At 55.1% G+C, this 20,478-nt stretch carries 16 protein-coding genes; 11 read left to right on the top strand and 5 right to left on the bottom strand.

What is annotated here, in order from left to right; translation table 11 throughout:
* Positions 1-5: 5 nt before the first annotated feature.
* From VFA76_05720 to VFA76_05710, 3 genes are read left to right on the top strand one after another with little or no spacing between them, the layout of a single operon-like run.
* Complete coding sequence (locus tag VFA76_05720) at positions 6-1,346, top strand: aspartate aminotransferase family protein (protein ID HZR31333.1); 1,341 nt, start codon at positions 6-8, stop codon at positions 1,344-1,346.
* Positions 1,343-2,383, top strand: coding sequence for a Gfo/Idh/MocA family oxidoreductase (locus VFA76_05715; protein ID HZR31332.1), 1,041 nt, complete (start codon positions 1,343-1,345; stop codon positions 2,381-2,383). The genes VFA76_05720 and VFA76_05715 overlap by 4 nt, the downstream gene beginning before the upstream one ends.
* Before the next feature lie 48 nt (positions 2,384-2,431).
* On the top strand, positions 2,432-3,451 hold the full coding sequence (locus VFA76_05710; GenBank protein ID HZR31331.1) for a zinc-dependent alcohol dehydrogenase family protein: 1,020 nt from the start codon (positions 2,432-2,434) through the stop codon (positions 3,449-3,451).
* On the opposite strand, the gene VFA76_05705 is transcribed toward VFA76_05710, so the two are convergent.
* Positions 3,429-4,757, bottom strand: coding sequence for an ROK family protein (locus VFA76_05705; GenBank protein ID HZR31330.1), 1,329 nt, complete (start codon positions 4,755-4,757; stop codon positions 3,429-3,431). The genes VFA76_05710 and VFA76_05705 overlap by 23 nt on opposite strands.
* Positions 4,758-5,025: 268 nt before the next feature.
* Here VFA76_05705 and VFA76_05700 point away from each other — a divergent pair, with 268 nt between their 5' ends.
* Together VFA76_05700 and VFA76_05695 are read left to right on the top strand one after the other, a co-directional pair.
* On the top strand, positions 5,026-6,165 hold the full coding sequence (locus VFA76_05700; GenBank protein HZR31329.1) for a hypothetical protein: 1,140 nt from the start codon (positions 5,026-5,028) through the stop codon (positions 6,163-6,165).
* 26 nt (positions 6,166-6,191) lie between these two features.
* Complete coding sequence (locus tag VFA76_05695) at positions 6,192-7,160, top strand: DMT family transporter (GenBank protein ID HZR31328.1); 969 nt, start codon at positions 6,192-6,194, stop codon at positions 7,158-7,160.
* A 23-nt stretch (positions 7,161-7,183) separates the two neighbouring features.
* Here the strand turns inward: VFA76_05695 and VFA76_05690 are convergent, their stop codons facing one another.
* Complete coding sequence (locus VFA76_05690; protein HZR31327.1) at positions 7,184-9,217, bottom strand: family 20 glycosylhydrolase; 2,034 nt, start codon at positions 9,215-9,217, stop codon at positions 7,184-7,186.
* A gap of 186 nt (positions 9,218-9,403) precedes the next feature.
* Between VFA76_05690 and VFA76_05685 the strand changes: the two genes are divergently transcribed.
* A complete protein-coding gene (locus VFA76_05685) occupies positions 9,404-10,657 on the top strand; it encodes a hypothetical protein (protein HZR31326.1) in 1,254 nt (417 codons plus the stop codon).
* Between the two features lie 16 nt (positions 10,658-10,673).
* Here the strand turns inward: VFA76_05685 and VFA76_05680 are convergent, their stop codons facing one another.
* Positions 10,674-13,421: a glycoside hydrolase family 2 protein gene (locus VFA76_05680; GenBank protein ID HZR31325.1), complete on the bottom strand. Its 2,748-nt coding sequence runs from the start codon at positions 13,419-13,421 to the stop codon at positions 10,674-10,676.
* 951 nt (positions 13,422-14,372) lie between these two features.
* On the opposite strand from VFA76_05680, the gene VFA76_05675 reads away from it, so the two are divergent.
* The gene (locus tag VFA76_05675) at positions 14,373-14,666 is read left to right on the top strand and encodes a hypothetical protein (protein ID HZR31324.1); all 294 of its coding nucleotides are present in this window, start codon (positions 14,373-14,375) and stop codon (positions 14,664-14,666) included.
* Here VFA76_05675 and VFA76_05670 read toward each other — a convergent pair.
* Complete coding sequence (locus tag VFA76_05670) at positions 14,636-15,391, bottom strand: zf-HC2 domain-containing protein (GenBank protein ID HZR31323.1); 756 nt, start codon at positions 15,389-15,391, stop codon at positions 14,636-14,638. The two genes, VFA76_05675 and VFA76_05670, sit on opposite strands and share 31 nt — an antisense overlap.
* Positions 15,392-15,394: 3 nt before the next feature.
* Positions 15,395-15,928 carry a sigma-70 family RNA polymerase sigma factor gene (locus VFA76_05665; protein ID HZR31322.1) on the bottom strand — a complete coding sequence of 178 codons (534 nt, stop codon included), beginning with the start codon at positions 15,926-15,928 and terminating at the stop codon, positions 15,395-15,397.
* A gap of 159 nt (positions 15,929-16,087) precedes the next feature.
* Between VFA76_05665 and VFA76_05660 the strand changes: the two genes are divergently transcribed.
* Genes VFA76_05660 through VFA76_05645 form a run of 4 tightly spaced genes read left to right on the top strand, consistent with a single transcriptional unit; the run spans position 16,088 to position 20,378 of the window.
* Positions 16,088-17,320: an efflux RND transporter periplasmic adaptor subunit gene (locus tag VFA76_05660; protein ID HZR31321.1), complete on the top strand. Its 1,233-nt coding sequence runs from the start codon at positions 16,088-16,090 to the stop codon at positions 17,318-17,320.
* Positions 17,321-17,347: 27 nt separating this feature from the next.
* Positions 17,348-18,073 carry an ABC transporter ATP-binding protein gene (locus VFA76_05655; protein ID HZR31320.1) on the top strand — a complete coding sequence of 242 codons (726 nt, stop codon included), beginning with the start codon at positions 17,348-17,350 and terminating at the stop codon, positions 18,071-18,073.
* Positions 18,070-19,209: an FtsX-like permease family protein gene (locus tag VFA76_05650; protein ID HZR31319.1), complete on the top strand. Its 1,140-nt coding sequence runs from the start codon at positions 18,070-18,072 to the stop codon at positions 19,207-19,209. Before VFA76_05655 ends, VFA76_05650 begins: the two co-directional genes overlap by 4 nt.
* Positions 19,209-20,378 carry an ABC transporter permease gene (locus VFA76_05645; GenBank protein HZR31318.1) on the top strand — a complete coding sequence of 390 codons (1,170 nt, stop codon included), beginning with the start codon at positions 19,209-19,211 and terminating at the stop codon, positions 20,376-20,378. Before VFA76_05650 ends, VFA76_05645 begins: the two co-directional genes overlap by 1 nt.
* Positions 20,379-20,478 lie beyond the last annotated feature (100 nt).

Below are 20,478 nucleotides of genomic sequence, written 5' to 3'. Positions count from 1 at the left end.
AACAGATGACGCACAAATGGAAGGAGTACCCGAAATCGCGGCAGATGTACGAAGACGCCAAGCGCGTTTTCGCGATGGGAGTGGGATCGCAAGTGCAGAGCTTCAGCCGGCCCCATCCTCTCTACATGACTCATGGGAAAGGAAGCAAGCTCTACGATGTTGATGGTAACGAGTTCATTGATTACTTGCTCAATTACGGACCGCTCATTTTAGGCCACTCCCCGAAAGTATTGAACGACGCGGTCCGGGCACAGCTCGATAAGGGAACAGCCTTCGGCGAACCGCATCCCCTTCAGATCGAAGCCGCTCGCTTGCTGGTGGAAGCGGTGCCCAGCTTTGAGGTAGTGAACTTCAACAACACGGGGTCGGAAGCGGTGCAGGCCGTACTGCGTCTGGCGCGGGCTGTAACCGGCCGCACGAAATTCATCAAGTTTGAGGGCCACTACCACGGATGGATAGACAATGTATTTTTCAGCTTTCATCCCGACCAGGGGGAAGATTTCGGCACTCGTGAAAACCCCAAGCCTGTGATCCACAACTACAGCAAGGGGATCACTCCCAATGTTCTGGACAACGCTGTGGCCCTGCCGTGGAACAGTCTTGAGTCTGTTGAGAAAGCATTCCGCACGCACAAGGGTGAGATTGCCGCAATCCTGACCGAACCCATCATGAGCAATTGCGGCATCATCATGCCCCGTCCCGGCTATCTGGAAGGGCTTCGAAAGCTCGCCACCGCGAACGGAGCCATGCTTATCTTTGACGAGACCATAACCGGAATGCGCGGAGCGCTCGGCGGGGCGCAGGAAATATTCGGCGTGATTCCCGACATCACTTGCGGCTTTAAGGCATTGGGCGGGGGCTTCCCTATCTTCGTCTACGGAGCGAGCGCTGAAATAATGCAAGTGGTCTCGAACCGGCAAGCGGTGCACGCGGGAACTTTCAACGCGAATGCTGTCGGCTGCGCTGCCGCTATTGCAGTGATTAAGGAACTAAGGAAAGACAATTGCGGCATTATTCGCCGCATCAATGAAGTGGGCAAGCACATGATGAGCACAATTGCCGCGATGGCGAAAAAGCATGGGATAACTGTACGCATCCAGGGTCCGGGATCGGTGTTCTGCGTCTCCTTCCACGGTCACGAAATCTGGGACATGCGGGACGCATTCGACGAGTCCAACGACAAGTATTTTGTTTTCCGCCAACTGCTTCTCGACAACGGAATCCATATTTTTCCCACCGAAAAGGGCCTCTGGTACCTTTCCGCCGCGCACACCGATGAGGATGTCCAGAAAACGCTGAGCATAGTAGACCGCGTTTTCGCCACCATGAAGGGCATGGGTTTGTGAAGGCCCGGCGGGTCCGCATGGGTGTGGTCGGCTGCGGCATTTGGGGGCGAATGCACATGCGTGCTTATTCGCAGCATCCGTCAGCCGACTTGGTGGCCATCTGTGACAGCGATAAGAAACGAGCTTTGCAGGCGGCCAGGGAGTTTGGAGTTCCACAGGTGTTTACAGATGTCACGGAGATGCTGCGGCAGAACCTGGAGGGCATTTCGGTGGCAACACCAGACACTGCTCATGCCCAGATAGCAATAGCAGCAGCCAAGCTCGGCATGCACATACTGGTGGAAAAACCTTTGGCGACTACGGTGAAAGAATGTCAACAGATGATTGCTGCCGCGCACGCCAATGACGTTTACCTGATGGTGGACTGGCACAATCGTTGGAATCCGCCCTACTATCATGCCTGGAGCGCCATCCAAGCCGGAGAGATCGGCGCCGTGCATTACATCTACTACCGCCTGAGCGATACGATTTACGTGCCGACCAAGATGCTGCCCTGGGCCGGAAAGAGTACAGTCATGCTTTTTCTGGGCAGCCATGCCCTCGATACCACTTGCTGGCTGATAGGAAGCCGACCGACCAGTGTGTTCTGCAGGCGGAAGGAAGGCATTCTGAAGTCTCGACGAATCAACACCGCGGACATGTACATAACATTGCTCGATTTTGAGAACGGAGCAACGGCGGTCGTGGAAAACAGCTGGGTGCTGCCGCAGTCTTCGCCTTCGCTCATTGATCATAAATGCGAGATTGTCGGCAACAAGGGCGTGATCTACGTTGATCCCACGCATGGTCGCGCCATTGCCAAGTACACGGAAAAGACGCTGTCCGGGTTTCCCGATGCACCCTTTCCCGATATGTTTATTACTCCTGAAGTCCAGGGGAAACAGATGGGATTCGGGGTCGAGAGTATTTATCACTTTGTGGAATGCATCCGCGATGGGAAGAAGCCGCTGACCAGCGGCGAAGACGGACTACTCAATACGCGATTGATTTTGGCCGCGGAGGAGTCGGGGCGTACCGGCAAAACCGTGCGCCTGTGATGTTCGTTTAATAGTGCGGCAACTCACAAATCGGCAGGAGCAGAACTAATGAAAGCCGCGGTCCTCGAAAATATTAAGCAAATTGCGGTCAAAGACATTCCTGTCCCTCAACCCAAGCCCGACGAGGTAGTGATCAAGATCAAGACCTGCGGCATGTGTGGAACTGACTTGAAGCTGTACACAGGTCAATACAGCGCCAGGATCCCGGTGGTGCCGGGGCATGAGTATGCCGGTGAAATCGTCGAAGTGGGCAAGGAAGTAAGGAATTTGAAGATCGGACAACGAGTAGTCAGCGATCCCAACGAGAGTTGCGGCAAATGTTATTGGTGTAGGAACCATCAGCCCTGCTTCTGCAATGACCTGGCCGCTTACGGAGTGTTGCGTGACGGTGGCTTTGCCGAGTACTGCACCGCCAGCGAAAAAGGTGTTTACCCGATACCGCAAAATGTTCCTGATGAAGTTGCCGCTTTTGCCGAACCCGTTTCCTGTGTGGTGCACGCGGTGGACAGGATCGCCTATCGTCCTGGAGAAACGGTTTGCATTATCGGAGGCGGGCCGCTGGGGCTGATCCATCTGCAATTTGCACTCAACTCAGGCGCCAGCAAAGTACTTCTCATTGATCCCAATGAAACCCGGCGAGCGTTAGCCAAGAAATTTGGTGCAGACGCGACGATTGATCCCAAGCAAGGCAGAGTCAAGGAACAAGTCTTCGACTTGACGAATGCGCTTGGCGCCGACGTAGTAATCGAAGCGGTGGGTCGGACGGAAACGATTGAGCAGGCCTTTGAGCTGGCTAAACGAGGAGGGCGGGTCGTGATCTTCGGCTTTGCTCCCGAAGGTCAGAAGGCCAGCTTTATCCCTTTTAACTTACTGTCGCGGGAACTGACCATCTTGGGAGCCTGGGTGAATCCATATAGCTATTCGCGGGCACTCGATGTGCTTTCGTCGGGCAGGGTGGATGTGCAGCCACTGATCAGTCACCGATTAAAGCTGGAGGAAATAATGCAGGGGTACAACATGATGGCTAAAAAACCGAACGGCTTCATCAAGTCCCTAGTTTCGCCCTAGGCATTGAAGCCAACGTACCCCCCGCGCGTGCGGCAACGCTCCTGCTTGCAGTTCCTTTCGATCCGCGAGTAGAAAACGCTTCATGCTCGATGATGAATCGCGGTGGCTTCAGAAGGGGAACCTCAAACAAACGTTCCGTGATCAGGAGACCGGCTCCGAGCACGCCTACCTCTGAGCCTAAGCTCCCAAAGCGAAAGACAAGACCCTCGGTAGCGTGCTTCAAAGCCTGAAGGCGTACGACCCGGCTAACCTGCTCAAGTAACTGCAGCCCGGCAGCCTCGAGCCGAGAATCGAGGACGATGGTTGAGGGATTAAACAGGTTCACCAGGTTCGCCAAAGCTAGTCCCAGATGATGACCTAATCGCTCAACCATGGCGACGCATAACTTGTCGCCGGTTCGGGCGGCCTTCAAGACCATCCAACCGTCAAGGTGGCTTTCATCTCCGTTTTTCCCGAGAGCGGATTGACTTCCGTTTCGCAGCTCGCTTTGAACCTCTCGCTCCAGGGCCGAGATGCCGGCGATGGCTTCCAGGCAGCCGAAGCTTCCGCACTTGCAGGCTCGGTCATCTGCACCCACGTGTGTGTGACCGAGTTCACCCGCACTGTAACTATGCCCGTGAAGAACTTTGCCGCCGACAATGATCCCGGAGCCAATTCCCTTCCCGTATTCGACGTAGATCATGTCTTCCGACATATGGCCGGCACCGAGGACGCGCTCGGCCACTGCTTTGGTACGGGAATTATTCTCGACAACTGTCGAAATACCGAACCGAGTCTCAAAAAGTTTTTTTAATTCGATCTGTTTCCAAAACTCGATAGTGGACGACATCATCACCGTGCCCGTGCTGGGATTTACCAGTCCCGGAACCCCAACTCCGATTCCCTGGATCGATTGCGCCTGCAACCCCGACTGCGGGATGATCCGTTCCACACAAGAGAACAGCTGCTCAAGCAAGCCATCAATACCTGAAGCCAGATTGGTGGGTTCGCGTAGCGAGCGCCGCACACGAGGATGCAAATCGAGGAGCGCAACATCCACGAACTCTTCATCAAAATCCAGTGCGACGACATAGCCGGACTCTTCGTTGATGCGCAACATTACTTGCTTTCTACCCATTGGGTTGTCTGCGTGTCCGACTACATTGAGCTTGCCGCTTGCCAATAATTCCCGAACCAAAGGTGAGATGGTGGCCGGCCGAATTCGGGTGAGATCATGGATGCCAACCTGTGAGATCGGGCCAAAGCGGCGGACGGTGGCCATAATCACCGCTTTATCTTTCTCGCGAACGGTTGACACGCGATTCATGCTTTGGTCCTTTCCCTCGTCGTCGCCATCAGGAGAGGGTCAACTGCGTTGACCAGCGGAGACGCACAGTAATACTGGAACAGATGCATGTCAAGCAGATTGCCATACCGGAACGGGATGCGAGCCGCCTGATTAGAAGGGAGTTTGATGTATGCCAACCATACCTTCCGACAGCTGATTGCTGACACCGCTGAACGAGTTTCCTGTTGACATTGCAGAGAGCCTTTGTCAGGCTTTAGCCCCTTGCAGTGCGATTAGCGAGGCGCTCATGTCCACTGAAGCAGTCAAGGTTCGCTCAGTACCTGCCGCTGCTGTTAAACAAGAGCGGGCCGATAAACCGGGCACCGGCCGACTCCTGTCACTGGATGCATTCCGCGGCTTCGTGATGATGGTCCTGATCTCCAACGGTTTTGGACTGTTCGCCCTGGCAAAAGATCCCACCTGGGGTTGGCTCGGCAGGCAGTTCGACCATGTGCCCTGGAAAGGCATGGTCGCCTGGGACCTGATTCAGCCAGCGTTCATGTTTATGGTGGGGCTGGCGATGCCGTTCTCATTCCTGCGCAGAAGAGCTGAAGGGGAGGCCTTTCAGCAGCAATTGAAGCACGTGCTCTATCGCTCGTTCATGCTGATGTTGATCAGTCAGATCTTGATGTCAATCTCAGACGAAGGTTATCCCCGGTACATCCCGCATCTGCAACTGGACAATGTTCTGGCGCAGATTGCAATCACTTATCTACTTTGCTTCCTGATCATGCAACTGGAGTTTCGTTGGCAAGTGGTCGCTGCTCTCGGCATCATGGCGCTGCACTGGGGGCTATTCGTTGCCTTCCCAGGCAAGGACGGCGCTTACTCCATGACCGATAACATCGGCCAGAGAATTGATCGCGTCATTCTTGGGAAAAATCCAGATGGCTTTTACGTGAGCATCAACTGGCTTAGCAGCACAGTCACTACGCTGCTAGGAGTGTGGTGCGGCCAACTATTCCTGAAGAGAAAAGGACACGCTTATAACGTGAAAGCCCTTGCCGGGGGGGCGGCGATCTGCTTTGCATTAGGTTTTGCGATGATGCCTTTTCAACCGATGATCAAACGGATTTGGACAGATTCGTTCACTATGGTGAGCGGCGGGTGCGTGCTGCTGCTCCTGCTTTTCTTTTACTGGCTGGTCGAGATGCAAGGCTACCGGCGGCTGGTGTTTCCGCTGGTGGTGCTGGGGGTGAACTCGATATTTATTTACTGCGTGCACATTGTGTTTACAGATATGACCAATGACATCGTGGGAACGTTTACCCGGGGTTATCCCTTTCTGGGCAAGTTCGCGCCTGTCGCCCAGGCTTTCTCCATATTTCTGGTGTTCTGGTATCTCTGTTACTGGCTATATCAGCGCCGAATATTCATAAAAATCTGAACCGCATCACATGAGGTCGTAACCGAATGCGATCCTGGATCTATCTCCTGGCCTGCAATTTTATGTGGGCCATGCAGTTTACCTGCGTGAAGTTGGTACAGGACCAGGTAGGACCGCTGTTCACTGTTTGGGGTCCGATGACGCTCGCGACCGTGATGCTGTATCCCCTGATTCGCAGCGAACGCAAACATCATCCCGCTCCCGGAGCACACACCAAGTCGGACGTACTGCGGTACCTGCTTATGGCTGCCGTAGGTGTATTTCCAGCGCAAGTGTGGGTGACCTGGGGAACCCAAATGTCCACCGCCAGCAACGCCGCCCTGATAGCGCTAACGGCGCCGATCACCATGGCCATACTCGCCGTGTTCATCCTCGGCGAGCACATGACCATGAATCGTTGGGTCAGCTTTGGGCTGGCTGTAGTGGGAGTGCTGCTATGTTCAGGGTCTGACCTGCGGCACGCGCACTTTGCCAAGAGCTTCTGGCTGGGAAATATGCTGGTGTTTTTGGGACTGACCGGAAGCGGCTTTTACAACACATATGGCAAGAAGATGTTGGAACGATATTCGCCGATGGAGATGCTGTTTTACACCTATTCGGCGATGTTCGTGATCCTCACTCCTCTGGTGCTCGCTAGAGAAGGCGATGTATTTGCCCGCATTCCGCATTTCACAACCCAGACATGGGTAGGCATGATTCTGCTTACGTTCTTTCACAACTTCCTCTCCATGGTGCTTTTCCTGAAAGCGCTGAAGGTGCTGGATGCAATCCAAGCATCAGTGTCGAACTATCTTGTGACCTTTTTCGGAGTTCCCATTGCCGCACTCTGGCTCGGCGAACGTCTTACTCTTCCCGCGATAATCGGCGGTGTGCTGGTACTGGGCAGCACGATCCTGATGACTTTCTGGCAGGAGAAAGCGCCTATCGACGCGTCTGCACCGACCGGAGAGGCTGAGGCCGCGAGCGTATCTGGCGGAAGCAGACCTTTAGCCTGACGACACTCAACTACAGACTATCGTTATTTAGTGCTGTTCTGCGCTGCGCTCACAAGTCTCGAAACCGGATCCGCAATTCCGATCAGCAATTCTGCATGCGGTTTTGCTGCTTTCTGAAGCAGGGCATTTTGTTTTGTGACCCATTCCGCCGGCGGCGCCTGATGCCGATCTAAATAGTCCAAAGCTTCCAGTCCCGCTGTCGCTAATGCCGCAACATTTTCAGCTAAAGGAATTGCCTCCTGCAGCAAGGCGGAACTCTGCATCACCGAGAGCACATGCGTATGGTTATCGCGTAGAAACGAGAGTCGCTGCCGGACCAATTCTTTGTTGGCCTGCCAATCTGAAACCAATTTAGCAAGTTCGCGCGCGCCGTCGCTCTCCGGTGGAGTGGCGTCCACCAAGCGGTTCAGTGGGGTGAGGCTGGTGTACGGGTGGACCTCTCTGCGCGTATCGCAGTTAAGCGGTACAAGGACTGCATCAAGCGCAATCAGAGGCGCAGGATCAGCATCGCCAGCCAGCCGCTCCAGCATCATGCGCGAAGAAGCCCTTTGGGTCAGCCCGAGCCACTCCAGCTGCCGGCTTACAAACTCAAGCCGCCGGTACATCGAATCACTGTCCTGGACCTCGGCCGGTGACCATAATCGTTCCGCGATTGCGGCGGTGCGGGGCCAGTTGGCGGAATCGAAAGTCTGCGCGTCAATATTTTCGGTCCACACGCAGGCTTCGCCGCCCAAAACTTTTTTCTTCTCCTCGGGCGTGAGGCTAGCCGCTTCCGCTCCCAGCGGATCAACTTTGTAGCTGGCAGAAGCCGGCTCCATCAGGTCAAGGTAGTAGCCAGTGGAAAGAATTCCCATGTAGCCGCCGCGAGCGGCATTGGCCAGCGACTGCTGCCCTCGCCAAGACTGCACCACAATGTCTTTGGGCAGGTCGGGATGGAGGACCTCATCCCAGCCCACCATTTTTTTGCCGTGCTTCTGCACGATTCGCAGCAGGCGCTGATTAAAGTAGGCCTGCAGATCGTGATGGTCCTTCATGTTGTGTGCTCGCATGAAGGCCTGTATCCGTGGATTCGCCTTCCACTGTTTCCCATTCACCTCGTCGCCGCCAATGTGGAAGTATTCGTCCGGGAACAGTCTCGATATTTCGCCCATAAATTCATCGAGGAACTGGTAAACCGTTTCGCGAGTGGGATCCATAGCCGCGTCGCGAATGCCGAGATTGCGCTCCATAGAAAAGGGCCCAGGTGCGCTGGCTAGTTCGGGATAACCAACAAACCAGCTACCGGTGTGACCGGGCATATCGAATTCCGGCACCACGCGAATGCCGCGGTCACGAGCATACGCGACGATGTCGCGGACTTCGTCCTGGGTGTAGTACTTGCCGTCGGAGCCCATCTGCTGAAGCTTGGGAAATTTTAAACTCTCGATGCGAAATCCCTGGTCATCGGTGAGATGCCAGTGCAGCACATTCATCTTGACGGCAGCCATGGCATCGAGATTGCGCTTGATGAGCGGGGGCGGAATCCACCGGCGCGAGACGTCCACCATGAGCCCACGCCAAGGGAACCGCGGCTGGTCTTCAATCACCAACGCAGGCACCGAGACACCAGTTCCATCGAATTCGACCAGCTGCTTGAACGTTGCCATGCCACGCAGCGCGCCGACCGTCGTCGGAGCCGAAAGAATCGCCTGCGTGGGACTTATGTGCAAACTGTAAGACTCGTTTTCGCGAACTGACTGCACGGGTTCTCCGGCGTGATCGCAGTGGATGATTAACGCTGCGCTGGGCGATTGCGCAAGGGCATCATTTATTGGAATTCCGGTCTGCAAACTGAGCTGCTTGATGAACCGGGCCGCAGCGATTTGGAGGCGCGGCTCTTGATACCCCACCAATGAAACACGAAACGAGCCATCGATCATCAGCCTACCGTTGCCCGGCAGAAGTCGCGCCGGTTGTGGCATCAAGTGGTATTCGCGAGCGAAAGTGGCGGCGGGAAGAATTAAAAAAAAGATAAGCGACAGAATAATTGATGTGACGCAAGCGAAGTTTTTTGTCATTAGGGTAGAATCGCGCTCGGTTGAGCGAACAGAAAGACTGCCTATTCTGCGTTTGGGAAATACGGGTGTCAATTGCAAATCAATCACATTCCACGAAAACGTACACTTTTAAGCTGCCAGCTAGTACTCGCTCTTCTTATGTTCGCGGTGTTTCGCCCCGCGATGGCAGCCGCAGATTTTCCATTCATGCTGAATTCTTCTGGTGAGGTGGTAGCCGACATTGTGGCATCGAGTCCGGGTTCTTCCTGGCAGAAGCCTGGAGCAGAAGCGGCCGTCGCGACCATTGCGGTTGATGGCGTTTACAACCAGGATCTTGTCGTTGACCGCGGCACCCTTCCGCAGACCTATTCGGTCTTCCTGGGTCTGATTCCCACCGGCCGCCATCGCTTGCGCATTGAACGAAGCGCGCGCTGGTCCGCATCTGGCGCAAGCCTCGAACTGCAAGCCGTGAACGTCCGGGCAGTCACCGCAAGCGATCCTGAATACCAGGCCATCCAATACGCACCGATCGTTTACGCCCGGGCGGACACCTTGGGCCACTTTTCCGACGTTCCAATGGTGATGTGGTACGAACGCCTCCGCGAGGGCGCAGACGAAGTATTGCAATACAGCGTGCTTTTTAGCAATGAAGATAGTGGCACACCGACGGACGCGCTCATGGCACGGTGGGGACGCGCCACCGACATTGAGTACATCTATCGCGTGACCTTCGGAAAGAATGGCGAGATTAAAAAAGAAATCTTTCAAGGGATGGAGCACGATGATCGGCGATTCAAGGGTTCTAAAATCGGCGGCCATCCTCTGATTCTGGTTGCGACCCCAAACAACTGCTTTGCTGATACCGGCTCTTCACCGGTGCAATACAGGTTACTTCCCATTTATCAGGACCTGAGCCAACACTCGCGCGAGGAAGTGATGGACCGTTTTCTCTTCACTTATTCCATCATGGCGCAGGAACTCGCCCGTGAGCACAAAATCCGGCCGTTTGGCATCACAGAAGGCGAGGCAATCGGCGATCCGCGCACTTATCTGTACTTTGAAATTCAGGCAGAAAACCGGCAGGCCGGATTAGTCATGTGGGTGAAGTTGAAAGGCGACGCTCGGATGTATAGCTCTCACCGTGGCAGAGAAGGGCTAGTCATCTCTCGTACTGGCTGGTACCGCACGACGGTGGAGCTTCCGCCGAATACAAAACCGGAGGCGATTGAATACATTGCCGTCGAATGTTTGGACTTGAGAGATCCTCATATGCTGGATTCGGACGCAGACGAAGGCCCACCGCCACCTAAGGCAGAGAGCACCCTCCACCACATCAGCAAAACATTCTTCCTTGACGCACGGTACAGGCCTGGCAAAAGCATTTTCGAGTTACACCGAAACATGAGTTTTCATCCCGGCGACTTCCTCACGTTTGCCCTGGCCGTTCCCGATCGCCAGTAAGTCGGGCTTGCAAGACTCACTTTATAGCTAGCACCTGCTTGGCGACGTTGTAGCCTTCCAGGCGCACACCCAGACTTTGCCCGTCAGTGCCTTTGAGCTGCACAGTTACCGTGCGAGACTCGTGGGGAAATAAAGTGACGTAGTTGTCATCGTAAGTGATCGGCAGGACCTCGTCTCCATCCATTCCCTTCGTCACTTCGGCCCTCACAAAGAAGGCTATGCGGTTCGAGTTGTTAGTGAGCTTGATATTCGCGGTGCGCTCGTCGCCAGCGCCGCTTAGGTTTGCTACCACATCCAACTTGGCAGCGGGCATGCGACTCAGAGCCGAGAAATCGGCCCATTTGACCAGCTTGGTTGTGAATTGCTCGTCGTTGCTCGGTTCCCCTAAGTCATCATCAGTTGTGGACTGCCAATAAACGTTATCGGCGAGACGAGTGCCGTCCGCCTTAATTAGTTGGCAACGAACAAAATATGTCGAAGTGAGGCCCGGAATCCTGGGAACGGACATCACGTCGGCTGAGGAATACGGAGCCACGTTCACGCCTGTCACTTCATTGGTGTACTTGCGAGTACCGTCAAGGTTGTAATACGCGATCGTGGCTTTCGCTTGCGACAGGGGCTCGGAGGTTTGATTAACCGCATAAAGATGTGAAGTGTTGCGGTCACCGGTAGCGTAATAATCCCACACTACGGCCAGCGGCTGCATGGCCTTCTTGGCCCCGAAATAACCGCCGCCTTGTTTGAAGTAGGAATCAAAGATGTGTCCGAAGAACGACGGCCAGGGAGTGTTCATCATCCAGTGCATGAGCATCTTGCGATTCGTCCAGTGAGTTGCGTAGGTCTCATACTGGGCGCGCACATCCTCGTAGTGCGCAAGCTGTGCTTTCTTTGCCAGATCTCCCACATTGTTGGATGGCCCGTAACGATGGTCCAAGGTCCTGCGAATGTTTGCCAAAGTGCTGTTTCCGCTTTCATTGCCACCGGCATGGAAGTACCAGTAATCGTTAGGTGGCCACAGCTTGTCTGCGGGAATAAACTTCTTCAGGGTTTCCAGCGGCGGAATGGTCTCATTGTCGCCTTCCTCGGCGGATGAGCCGCGCGCTGGTCCGTAACGCTCACTGAACCAATAGTATGGTGGCCGCCAGACATACGGGCCCACCATGTGGATTCCACTCCAAAAGCGATTTCTCTCGGCGACTGTATCGACGACGGCATTTTGCCAGTGCAGCTCTTTCTCGATTTGATGATAGTCGTTGAGAACTGAGTCGGGAGGCAGGCTATCGCTTCCATTGGCCCAAATTACGACCGAGGGATGGGCCCGCAATTCGCGCAAACGCGCGCGGAGGCTGGCACGCGCTACCCACTGGTCTTCGGCGCTCCACAAGTCCCAGTGCTCCCATTGCATGCAACACATCCAGCCCAGCATTATGGGGATTCCCTCGCGGTCGGCGCGCTCAATCATGGTGTCATCTGCGATTTTCAACTCCCAGCGAACCAGGTTTAGGCCCAAATCCTTTACGTAACTAATAATGGCGGCGTCGCGGGCCGGATCACGCTTAAAAAGCAGATCGGGGGCGTAGGCACCACCGCGAATGAGGTAATCGCGGCCATTGATCTTCAGGTAGAAATTTCCACCCCCACTGCCAATATTCGGGAAGCTGTTGTCTGTGTCACGGGCTTGAGTGATCTTGCGAATTCCAAAATCGATTGGGTGACTATCAGAAGTCTTACCGGCCACAGCAAAACTCAGGTTGAGGTGGTAGAGGTTCGGCTTGCCCCAGCGATATGGCCACCACAGATCGGGATCAGGAAGCGAAAGCTTGGCAACTTCAGCGGGTGTGAATTCAACTTCTTTGGTCTCCGTGGGCCTGAGAAAGACTTCTTTCTCAAAACTAATCGTCTCCTTGCCGGGACGCGAAATCTCACCGTGCAGCACTCCGGTAAGCGGCTTCTCGCTGTGGTTCGTGAGATCGGCGTACACCGTAAGCGCGGCCGGGCTGGTGGCGGGCAGCGGCAGGTCTGTCATTACATAAGGATTGGCGATAGACACCGGCCCGGTGCTGCGAAGGAAGACTCGCTTCCACACTCCGGCATTTCGGTCTGGGACGAAAGGAATATTTATTCCGTTTTGGGGATCGTGATATCCGATGTACTTCCAATTGATCCAGTCGAGCCAGCTATCAGCTAACTCCACGGGATGATCGCCCACGACTTTGCCGTCTTCAGTCAGTAGCCCTCTCTCAGGTGTGACTCTTACTGCGAGAGTATTCTCGCCTTCGGAATTGATGAACTTGGTGACATCAAACTCGAAACGGTTGTACATGCCGACCGCCTGCCAGTGGTCGGCTACTTCGTGGCCGTTCAGCCAGATATCCGCTCGGTAGTTGATCCCTTTGAAAATCAGGGTATGAGCTTCCGCTCCCGCTGGCGCCGAAAAAGTGGTTCGGTACCACCAATCCTGCTTCCAGAGATCTCCCGGCTTGGTGAGATTCATTCCGTAATAGAGGTCTTTGTAGACTCCGTTGTCTTCGAGTACCTGCAACACCGTCGCTGGCATGCGCTGAATGGTGTACCACTTCGAAGCATCGAAGCCCGGTTGAGAGACGGCCGCATCGTCGCCTGTAACATTGTTGGCGCTGGTCATTCGCCATCCGCTCTGAAGCTCTGTGAGATTAGAAGTCTCTGGGGAGGCTGCGAGAGGAAAAGCCAAAGCTATAACTAAGGTGAGCAAAGCCACAACCAGAAAGCAAGCTTTCAGCTTCATGTGTGTTTTCCGCCTGGCTAAGTTTGGTCGGCTGCTCAGCGCACTATACCGAGTGCATGCGAGTAATTCCAGCGCTGAGCACTGCCGAGCTGAGATAGGGAGATTAGCGAAAGCTACTCTGCTGTACAATCGGGCCATGTCAAAAACTCGCGCCACTAAACGCAAGCGTCGTCCGAAAAAGAAAACTCGTAGAGAGTAACCTTTGCGTTCCCGCTGAGATCATCAGTACGCTTTAAAATGAGATGTGTGTAAAAGGGCCCCCGCTAGGGAGCCCTAATGCCTGGTTTCGCTGGAAGGAACTGGGGAGGTTTGTCAGGGAAGGATTATCCGGTACAACGAGAAACGATCTGCAGACGTAAACGCCAGAAATCTCATAAATCACCGCTTCCATGAACCCGGGCGTTAAGGTGCCACGAAGTTTGCTCCTAGCCGCACGGGTTGTCAAGCACCTCTTCTCACGCGCGTTAGACCAGCATCTCTGCCCAGGGTTTGGCAGGTTACGTTCGTGATCTAGGAGCAGCCGGCACTTGGCTCTTAAGATGCTGCTGCTGGTTTACGGACAGTAGCGCCAGAAAGAGGGATGGCGCGCCAGCCACAGGCGGACCATTCACGTGTTCAGACTGGACTACATATCTTGTGTGCTTACAGTAATTTCCACTGTATTGATCGGTCGTAGGTGTTGGCAGGGCTGGATACTCGCGGCCATAAACAGCATGGTTATTTGCGTCCTTGCTAAAAACACGGAACAGCTAGGCCTGATTCCGGCGAACGTCTTCTGCGTCGCGCTGTACGCCTATAACGTTTGGCACTGGCGAAAAACGGAAATATAGACGGCGTACATCTTTTCAGCCTGTCTCAAAATCACTACTGCTGTTTTGTTCTTGACACGCAACTGTTTTAGGAACAAAGTTGCGTCTCTCTTGGTTCCTCCCTATCTAAGGAGGTGACTGCTTGTCCACCCCGAATGTCACCGACATTTTCGCTTCGCTGAACAAGCCTCAGCCCGGCACAACAGCCGAACAACGAGTTGAGAACTTGCTACAGCTCTACCGCGAGCTGGAGGAACAGGTTGATATCCGCCATCTACCGGAGAATGAGTACGAGCAGATTTTTGTGGCCCTGGTTACGGCGGCAGGCTTCAACGATCCCATGGACGCGGTTGACGCGCTCGCTCATGCTCCCGGCCGCAGCTTTCGCTTTTCCGGTAGTGCTGCTCAGGGGCCTTTCACACTACGCAAGATGTGACACAAGTTGCGGATGTCATCGGAACTGGCGTCTCCGATAACGAAGTACCGCATCCCCTGCTGGCTCCAAGTCTGCACGTTAAATGAGGATTGGCTGGCGCTGGCAGAGGAAGGCATTGCCGGGGCGAAGTGTCGATCCATATAGACGAACACAGAAATCTGATGTTTCCTGAACTGGTAGAGCAGGTGCGCCCCCGGAGTCTGACCTAAGTACGAGACTCTTCCACCCCTTAGAGAGAACTCCGTATCCTTGAGCTCAGGCAATTCAAAAGTGAACGGTAATTTTCCCTGAAACCATGGCTTGACCGTGTGCCGATCTGTGGAGACGACGTCTACCGGATTCGCGCTGGCGAGCGTGGCAACATGCATGTCAGCCAGTTCGCTGTAAATGCCTGCCTCCTGAGAGCGCTTCGACAGCTGGCTTGTGACTCCGAAAGCAACAACCAGAAGCACGGCGGTTGTTGCCAGAGCTGGGATCCATTTCTGAAACACACGGCTGGGAGAGCTACCAGCCACACGCAACTCAAGGTTGCGGCGAAATTCCGCGCTGGCAGTGAACCGTTTGCCAGCGACCTGGACGGCACGCTTTAACTGCACCCGGCTTAAGGCATCGCTTGCGCAGAGCGGGCATTCACGGACGTGCCGGTCGAGAAGACGCGTTTCCTCAGCCGGAAGCTCGCCATCCAGATAGATCTCGAGTTTTTCGGACCACAGTTCACAACCCATGAATTAGGCCTTTTGCGGTTTCTCCTGCAGCGCTGCCCTCAGCGCTTTACGTGCGCGAGACAGGCGCGACATCACCGTCCCAATCGGTATTGCCATTGTCTCTGCGGCTTCCTGATAAGACATCTCCTCGACGTCACAAAGTAAGACCACTTCTCGGAACGGTAGTGGCAACGCCTCGATCGCTTGCTGCACCACTTCCTGGCTCTTCCGGTCCAGCAGAATTGATTCCGGTGTTTCGAAATCGGTTGGCAGCATGAGCTCTTCGTTTTCTTGATCAAGAGCGACTGTCTTGGTGACCCGCAGCCCGGTTCTGGAGGTCAAAAACGTATTGCGTAATATACGAAACATCCAGGCACGAAAATTGGTGCCCGCTTCAAATGACCCGATGCCTCTCAGCCCCTTCAAATATGTCTCTTGTACCAGGTCTTCGGCTTCTTCCCGATTCTGTGTCAACCATTGGGCGAAGTTGTAGAGCGACGCGAAGAGAGGCATCGCCAGCGCCTCAAAGTCTTTAGCCTGGAGCTTCGCCTGCGGCACGCCATACAGAGTAAACCTCGGGGAGACGGTTTTATTCCCTAAATCTCTGGCGCGCCTGGGTCTAGCTCGAAGCTACAGACAGCAGCTGTTCGCATGTTGCAACGGATCAGGTCTGCAGTGTAACTTTTGAGTGAACCTCGCTCTCGCGAAGACACTCCAATGGGAGCCCACCAGTCACCAACCATTCACGACCTTTCCGCCTTGCGGATTGAGGACCGCGCGCGCAAGCAGGGGCCCCGATTTCGCTGGTTCCGATGGTTTGCGGCTGCTGTCGGAGTGCTGTTGCTGGCTTCCGCTCTCATCTTCGCCATTAAGGGAAAAGCAATAAGCGTAGAAGTATCGCCAGCACATAGAGTTAGCGGCAACCAGCGAATCGCCTTATTGAATGCCAGTGGGTACGTCACACCGCGGCGTCGGGCGACGGTAGCGGCCAAAATCACGGCACGGGTAAAACAAATGTATGCCGAAGAGGGTATGCGCGTGCAATCCGGGCAGGTGCTTGCCCTGCTTGACGATTCGGATGCGCAGGTCCGGCTTGCTTCCGCGAAGGCGGACCGCGAAGCTACCGCGGCAGCCTTGGCCGACCTTAAAGTGCAGCTGGCCAATGCTGAGCGGGAACTACACCGTGCCCAAGAGTTACAGAAAGGCGGCGTGAACAGTCAGCAGGCGCTGGATACGGCGCAAACTACGCGCGATAGTCTGCGTGCCCGCATCGCGCTCACGGAAGAACAGACACGCGCCGCAGATGCCAGAATCAAGACGGCCCAGCAGGATGTGGACAACTGCACGGTCCGATCGCCGTTCGCCGGCATTGTGGTCTCCAAGGACGCACAACGAGGCGAGATGGTATCCCCTATCTCCGCGGGCGGCGGATTCACGCGCACCGGCATTGCCACGGTCGTGGACATGGAATCGATTGAAACCGAGGTGGACGTTAATGAGTCCTATATTGCGAGGGTGCGGGTAGGACAACCAGTGACGGCGGTGTTGGACGCATACCCGGATTGGCAGATTCCGTCGAAGGTGCGGACCGTCATCCCCACGGCGGACCGTCAAAAGGCCACGGTGAAAGTGCGGATCACATTCGACAAGCTCGATCCGCGAATCCTGCCGGATATGGGTGTGAAGGTTACATTTTTGGGAGATGAACCGCCGAAGCAAGAATCGGCTGCAGGCGAGGTGCTCGTGCCCAGCCGTGCAGTGCGAAAAGACGGCAGCGACTCGGTTGTGTTTGTGTATCGAGATGGCCGGCTTGAACGGCGGGCCGTACGGTTGGGCAGCAGCCGCGGAGACGAACAGGGAATCGTGGCCGGTCTAAGTGATGGAGACCGGGTTGTAGTGAAAGGACCAGATGCATTGCGGGACGGAGAGCGGGTGGAGATCCGTGAGTAGTCGAAGATCATCGGCAACGGAGAATGCATGATCAGAGTGGACGGAAGGGGAAATAGTACAAGCCTGGTTCGGGTGCGCGGCTTGGATAAAAAATATCAGCGCGGCAGCGAGGAAATCCACGTTCTCCAAGGACTGAATCTGGACGTTGATGCGGGTGACTTTGTAGCGTTCATGGGTCCAAGCGGTTCCGGTAAAACGACCCTGCTGAACCTGCTGGGTGGCCTGGATCTGCCCTCCGCTGGAAGCATTATGGTGGCAGGAGATGAGATTACCAGCATGTCCGGCCGAAAGTTGACCGCATGGCGGGCTCGGCACGTCGGATTCATCTTCCAGATGTATAACCTGATTCCGGTTCTGACGGCATTTCAGAACGTGGAATTGCCGCTGTTGTTGACGGGCCTCTCAAAAGCCGAACGGCGAAAGCATGTTGAGACCGCGCTGGGAGTGGTGGGACTGGAGGAACGGATGAACCATTACCCGCGGCAACTCTCGGGTGGACAGGAACAGCGAGTCGCAATCGCACGGGCGATCGTGGCCGACCCGACTTTTCTTCTGGCCGACGAGCCTACCGGCGATCTTGACCGCAAAAGTGCCGACGAGATCATGGCGCTGATCAATCGCCTGGTGAAGGAATTCAAAAAGACAGTGCTGCTGGTAACACACGATCCCGTCGTAGCAGATCAAGCCGACGCGATACTGCATCTGGAGAAAGGCGCATTGGCAGAGACTGGAAAATTGCAGGCGGCACAATGAAATACGCTCACCTGATTTCCGCGAACTTCTGGCGGAAGAAAATCAGAACGCTGCTCACGCTGGGATCGTTTGCGGTTGCGATATTTTTATTCGGGCTTCTCGCAATCGTGCGCACTGCGTTCGGGGTTGGCGTAGACGTTGCCGGCGCGGACCGGTTGGTGACCGTGAACCGCGTTTCCATTATTCAGCCACTTCCCCTGTCTTACAGAGACCGCCTGCTGCGAATTCCAGGAGTTACCGGTGTTACCCATGCCAATTGGTTCGGTGGCGTGTATCAGGACGAGCGTAACTTCTTCGCGCAGTTCGCAGTGGACAAGGAAACCTACCGCCAGATGTTTAATGAGTTCAAAATCCCCGACGATCAGTGGCAGGCATTTCTAAACGACCGTGAGGGCGCCATCGTAGGAGAGAAGTTGGTGAGCCGATTCCATTGGAAAATTGGTGATCGAATACCCATTAAGGGCACCATTTTTCAAGGCACGTGGGATTTCAACATTCGTGGTATTTACCACGGCAGTCGACCCGCCGATGACACATCTCAATTCTGGTTCAGATACGACTACCTGGATGAGCGCAGGACGTACGGCAAAGGCCTGATCGGCTGGTACACCATCCGCATCTCGAATCCAGACGATGCCGTAAAAATCGCCAAGACGGTTGACGAAATGTTCGCCAACTCGCCTTTTGAGACGAAGACTGAAACGGAAAAGGCCTTCGCTGCCGGGTGGGTGAAGCAGCTGGGCAACATCGAGTTCCTCATTCTGTCAATCGGCGGCGTCGTTTTCTTCACGCTGTTATTGGTTACCGGGAACACCATGGCGATCGCGGTCCGGGAGCGCTTGCGTGAATTGGCAGTGCTCAAAGCGGTCGGCTTTTCTGACCGGTTTGTTCTGATGTTGGTCATAACTGAGTCGTTGCTGTTGGCCATTATCGGTGGGGGCCTTGGCCTGGTGCTGGTAAAGCTGCTCACTTTCAGGGGTGATCCAACCGGCGGAATGTTGGCTAATTTTTATTTGACCAACGAAGCAGCCATCGTGGGTCTAGCGCTCGCCCTCACGGTGGGACTGCTGGCCGGAATTACGCCGGCTGTGGGCGCCATGCGATTGAAAGTGGTGGATGCGTTGCGGAGAGTGTAATGGCAATTCCTCTGAGCTACAACATACGCAGCTTGCGTGAGCGCTGGACTTCTTCAGTGGTAGCAGTGCTCGGCATTGCCGGGACGGTGGGCGTCTTTGTAGCGGTGCTCTCGCTGGCCAAGGGCTTCAAAGCGACGCTGGTCGCCTCCGGCTCTGCCAGCAACGCGATTGTTCTTCGTGCTGGTTCCACGTCAGAGATGATGAGCGCGGCCACGCTGGACCAGGTGAAAATTGTTGAAGATGCTCCCGGCGTAGTACATGGGAGCGATGGCCCTCTCGTCAGTCCGGAAGTGGTCGTAGTGGCCCCTTTTCCCCTGAAGCGCACCGGCACCGATGCCAATGTTCAGGTGCGTGGAGTATCGCCCAAGGTGCTGCAGGTTCGGAACTCCATCAAGATGGCGGCTGGCCGGTTTTTCCAGCCGGGACTCAACGAACTCGTTGTAGGAAGAAATGTGGAAGGTACATACACTGGCTTAGACCTGGGCACCACGGTGCGCTTTGGCGGCGGGACTTGGAAGGTGGTGGGCGTCTTTGACGCCGGCGGCAGCGCGTTCGACTCTGAAGTCTGGTGCGATGCCAATGTACTTAACCAGGTATACCAGCGTCCGCAGAACCTCTTTCAATCGGTAACTGCACACTTGAACTCTGCCGACGCGCTCACGCGTTTCAAGGATACGCTCACTTCCGATCCACGACTGACCGTACAAGTGGAACGCGAGGTGGAATATTACGAGAAGCAATCGCGGGCTGTGACCACGCTCATTACCGTGCTCGGCACAATGGTGGCAGCAATCATGGGGATTGGCGCGGTATTCGGCGGACTGAACACCATGTACTCGGCCGTAATTGAGAGGACACGGGAAATTGCCACCATGCGCGCGATTGGTTTCGGGACCACAGCCGTCGTTATGTCGTTCGTCTTCGAGTCGTTGTGCATTGCTTTTGTGGGTGGGCTACTGGGCTGCCTCGGAGTCCTGCCGCTGAACGGGATCACGACCAGCACCATGAATTTTCAGACTTTCTCTTCCCTGGCATTTGCTTTCCGTATTACCCCGCCCCTGCTGCTGCTCGGACTAGGGTTTGCTCTGGCGATGGGAGTCGTGGGTGGAGTTCCACCAGCGCTTCGTGCCGCGCGCGCTAGGGTAGCGGTGGCATTACGAGAGCTGTAGCTCTCCGTAATGTCATCGATTGTTCGTTCATTCCACATGCACAATTGAAATTGCTTGACGCCAAACCGCCGACGCCGGATTCTGGTGTTCCGCAAGACTT

The sequence above is a fragment of the Terriglobales bacterium genome (assembly GCA_035651655.1).
Taxonomy (GTDB): Bacteria; Acidobacteriota; Terriglobia; order Terriglobales; family Acidobacteriaceae; genus DASRFG01.
Note: the sequence above shows the minus strand (reverse complement) of the source record. Positions and strands in the feature narration are given on the sequence as shown.

Bases quoted from the DNA above. Each gene is read 5' to 3' on its own strand.
- VFA76_05720 (HZR31333.1), top strand. From the start codon at position 6: ATGACGCACAAATGGAAGGAGTACCCGAAATCGCGGCAGATGTACGAA.
- VFA76_05710 (HZR31331.1), top strand. From the start codon at position 2,432: ATGAAAGCCGCGGTCCTCGAAAATATTAAGCAAATTGCGGTCAAAGAC.
- VFA76_05705 (HZR31330.1), bottom strand. From the start codon at position 4,757: ATGAATCGCGTGTCAACCGTTCGCGAGAAAGATAAAGCGGTGATTATG.
- VFA76_05700 (HZR31329.1), top strand. From the start codon at position 5,026: ATGTCCACTGAAGCAGTCAAGGTTCGCTCAGTACCTGCCGCTGCTGTT.
- VFA76_05695 (HZR31328.1), top strand. From the start codon at position 6,192: ATGCGATCCTGGATCTATCTCCTGGCCTGCAATTTTATGTGGGCCATG.
- VFA76_05690 (HZR31327.1), bottom strand. From the start codon at position 9,217: ATGACAAAAAACTTCGCTTGCGTCACATCAATTATTCTGTCGCTTATC.
- VFA76_05685 (HZR31326.1), top strand. From the start codon at position 9,404: ATGCTGAATTCTTCTGGTGAGGTGGTAGCCGACATTGTGGCATCGAGT.
- VFA76_05680 (HZR31325.1), bottom strand. From the start codon at position 13,421: ATGAAGCTGAAAGCTTGCTTTCTGGTTGTGGCTTTGCTCACCTTAGTT.
- VFA76_05670 (HZR31323.1), bottom strand. From the start codon at position 15,391: ATGGGTTGTGAACTGTGGTCCGAAAAACTCGAGATCTATCTGGATGGC.
- VFA76_05660 (HZR31321.1), top strand. From the start codon at position 16,088: ATGGGAGCCCACCAGTCACCAACCATTCACGACCTTTCCGCCTTGCGG.
- VFA76_05655 (HZR31320.1), top strand. From the start codon at position 17,348: ATGATCAGAGTGGACGGAAGGGGAAATAGTACAAGCCTGGTTCGGGTG.
- VFA76_05650 (HZR31319.1), top strand. From the start codon at position 18,070: ATGAAATACGCTCACCTGATTTCCGCGAACTTCTGGCGGAAGAAAATC.
- VFA76_05645 (HZR31318.1), top strand. From the start codon at position 19,209: ATGGCAATTCCTCTGAGCTACAACATACGCAGCTTGCGTGAGCGCTGG.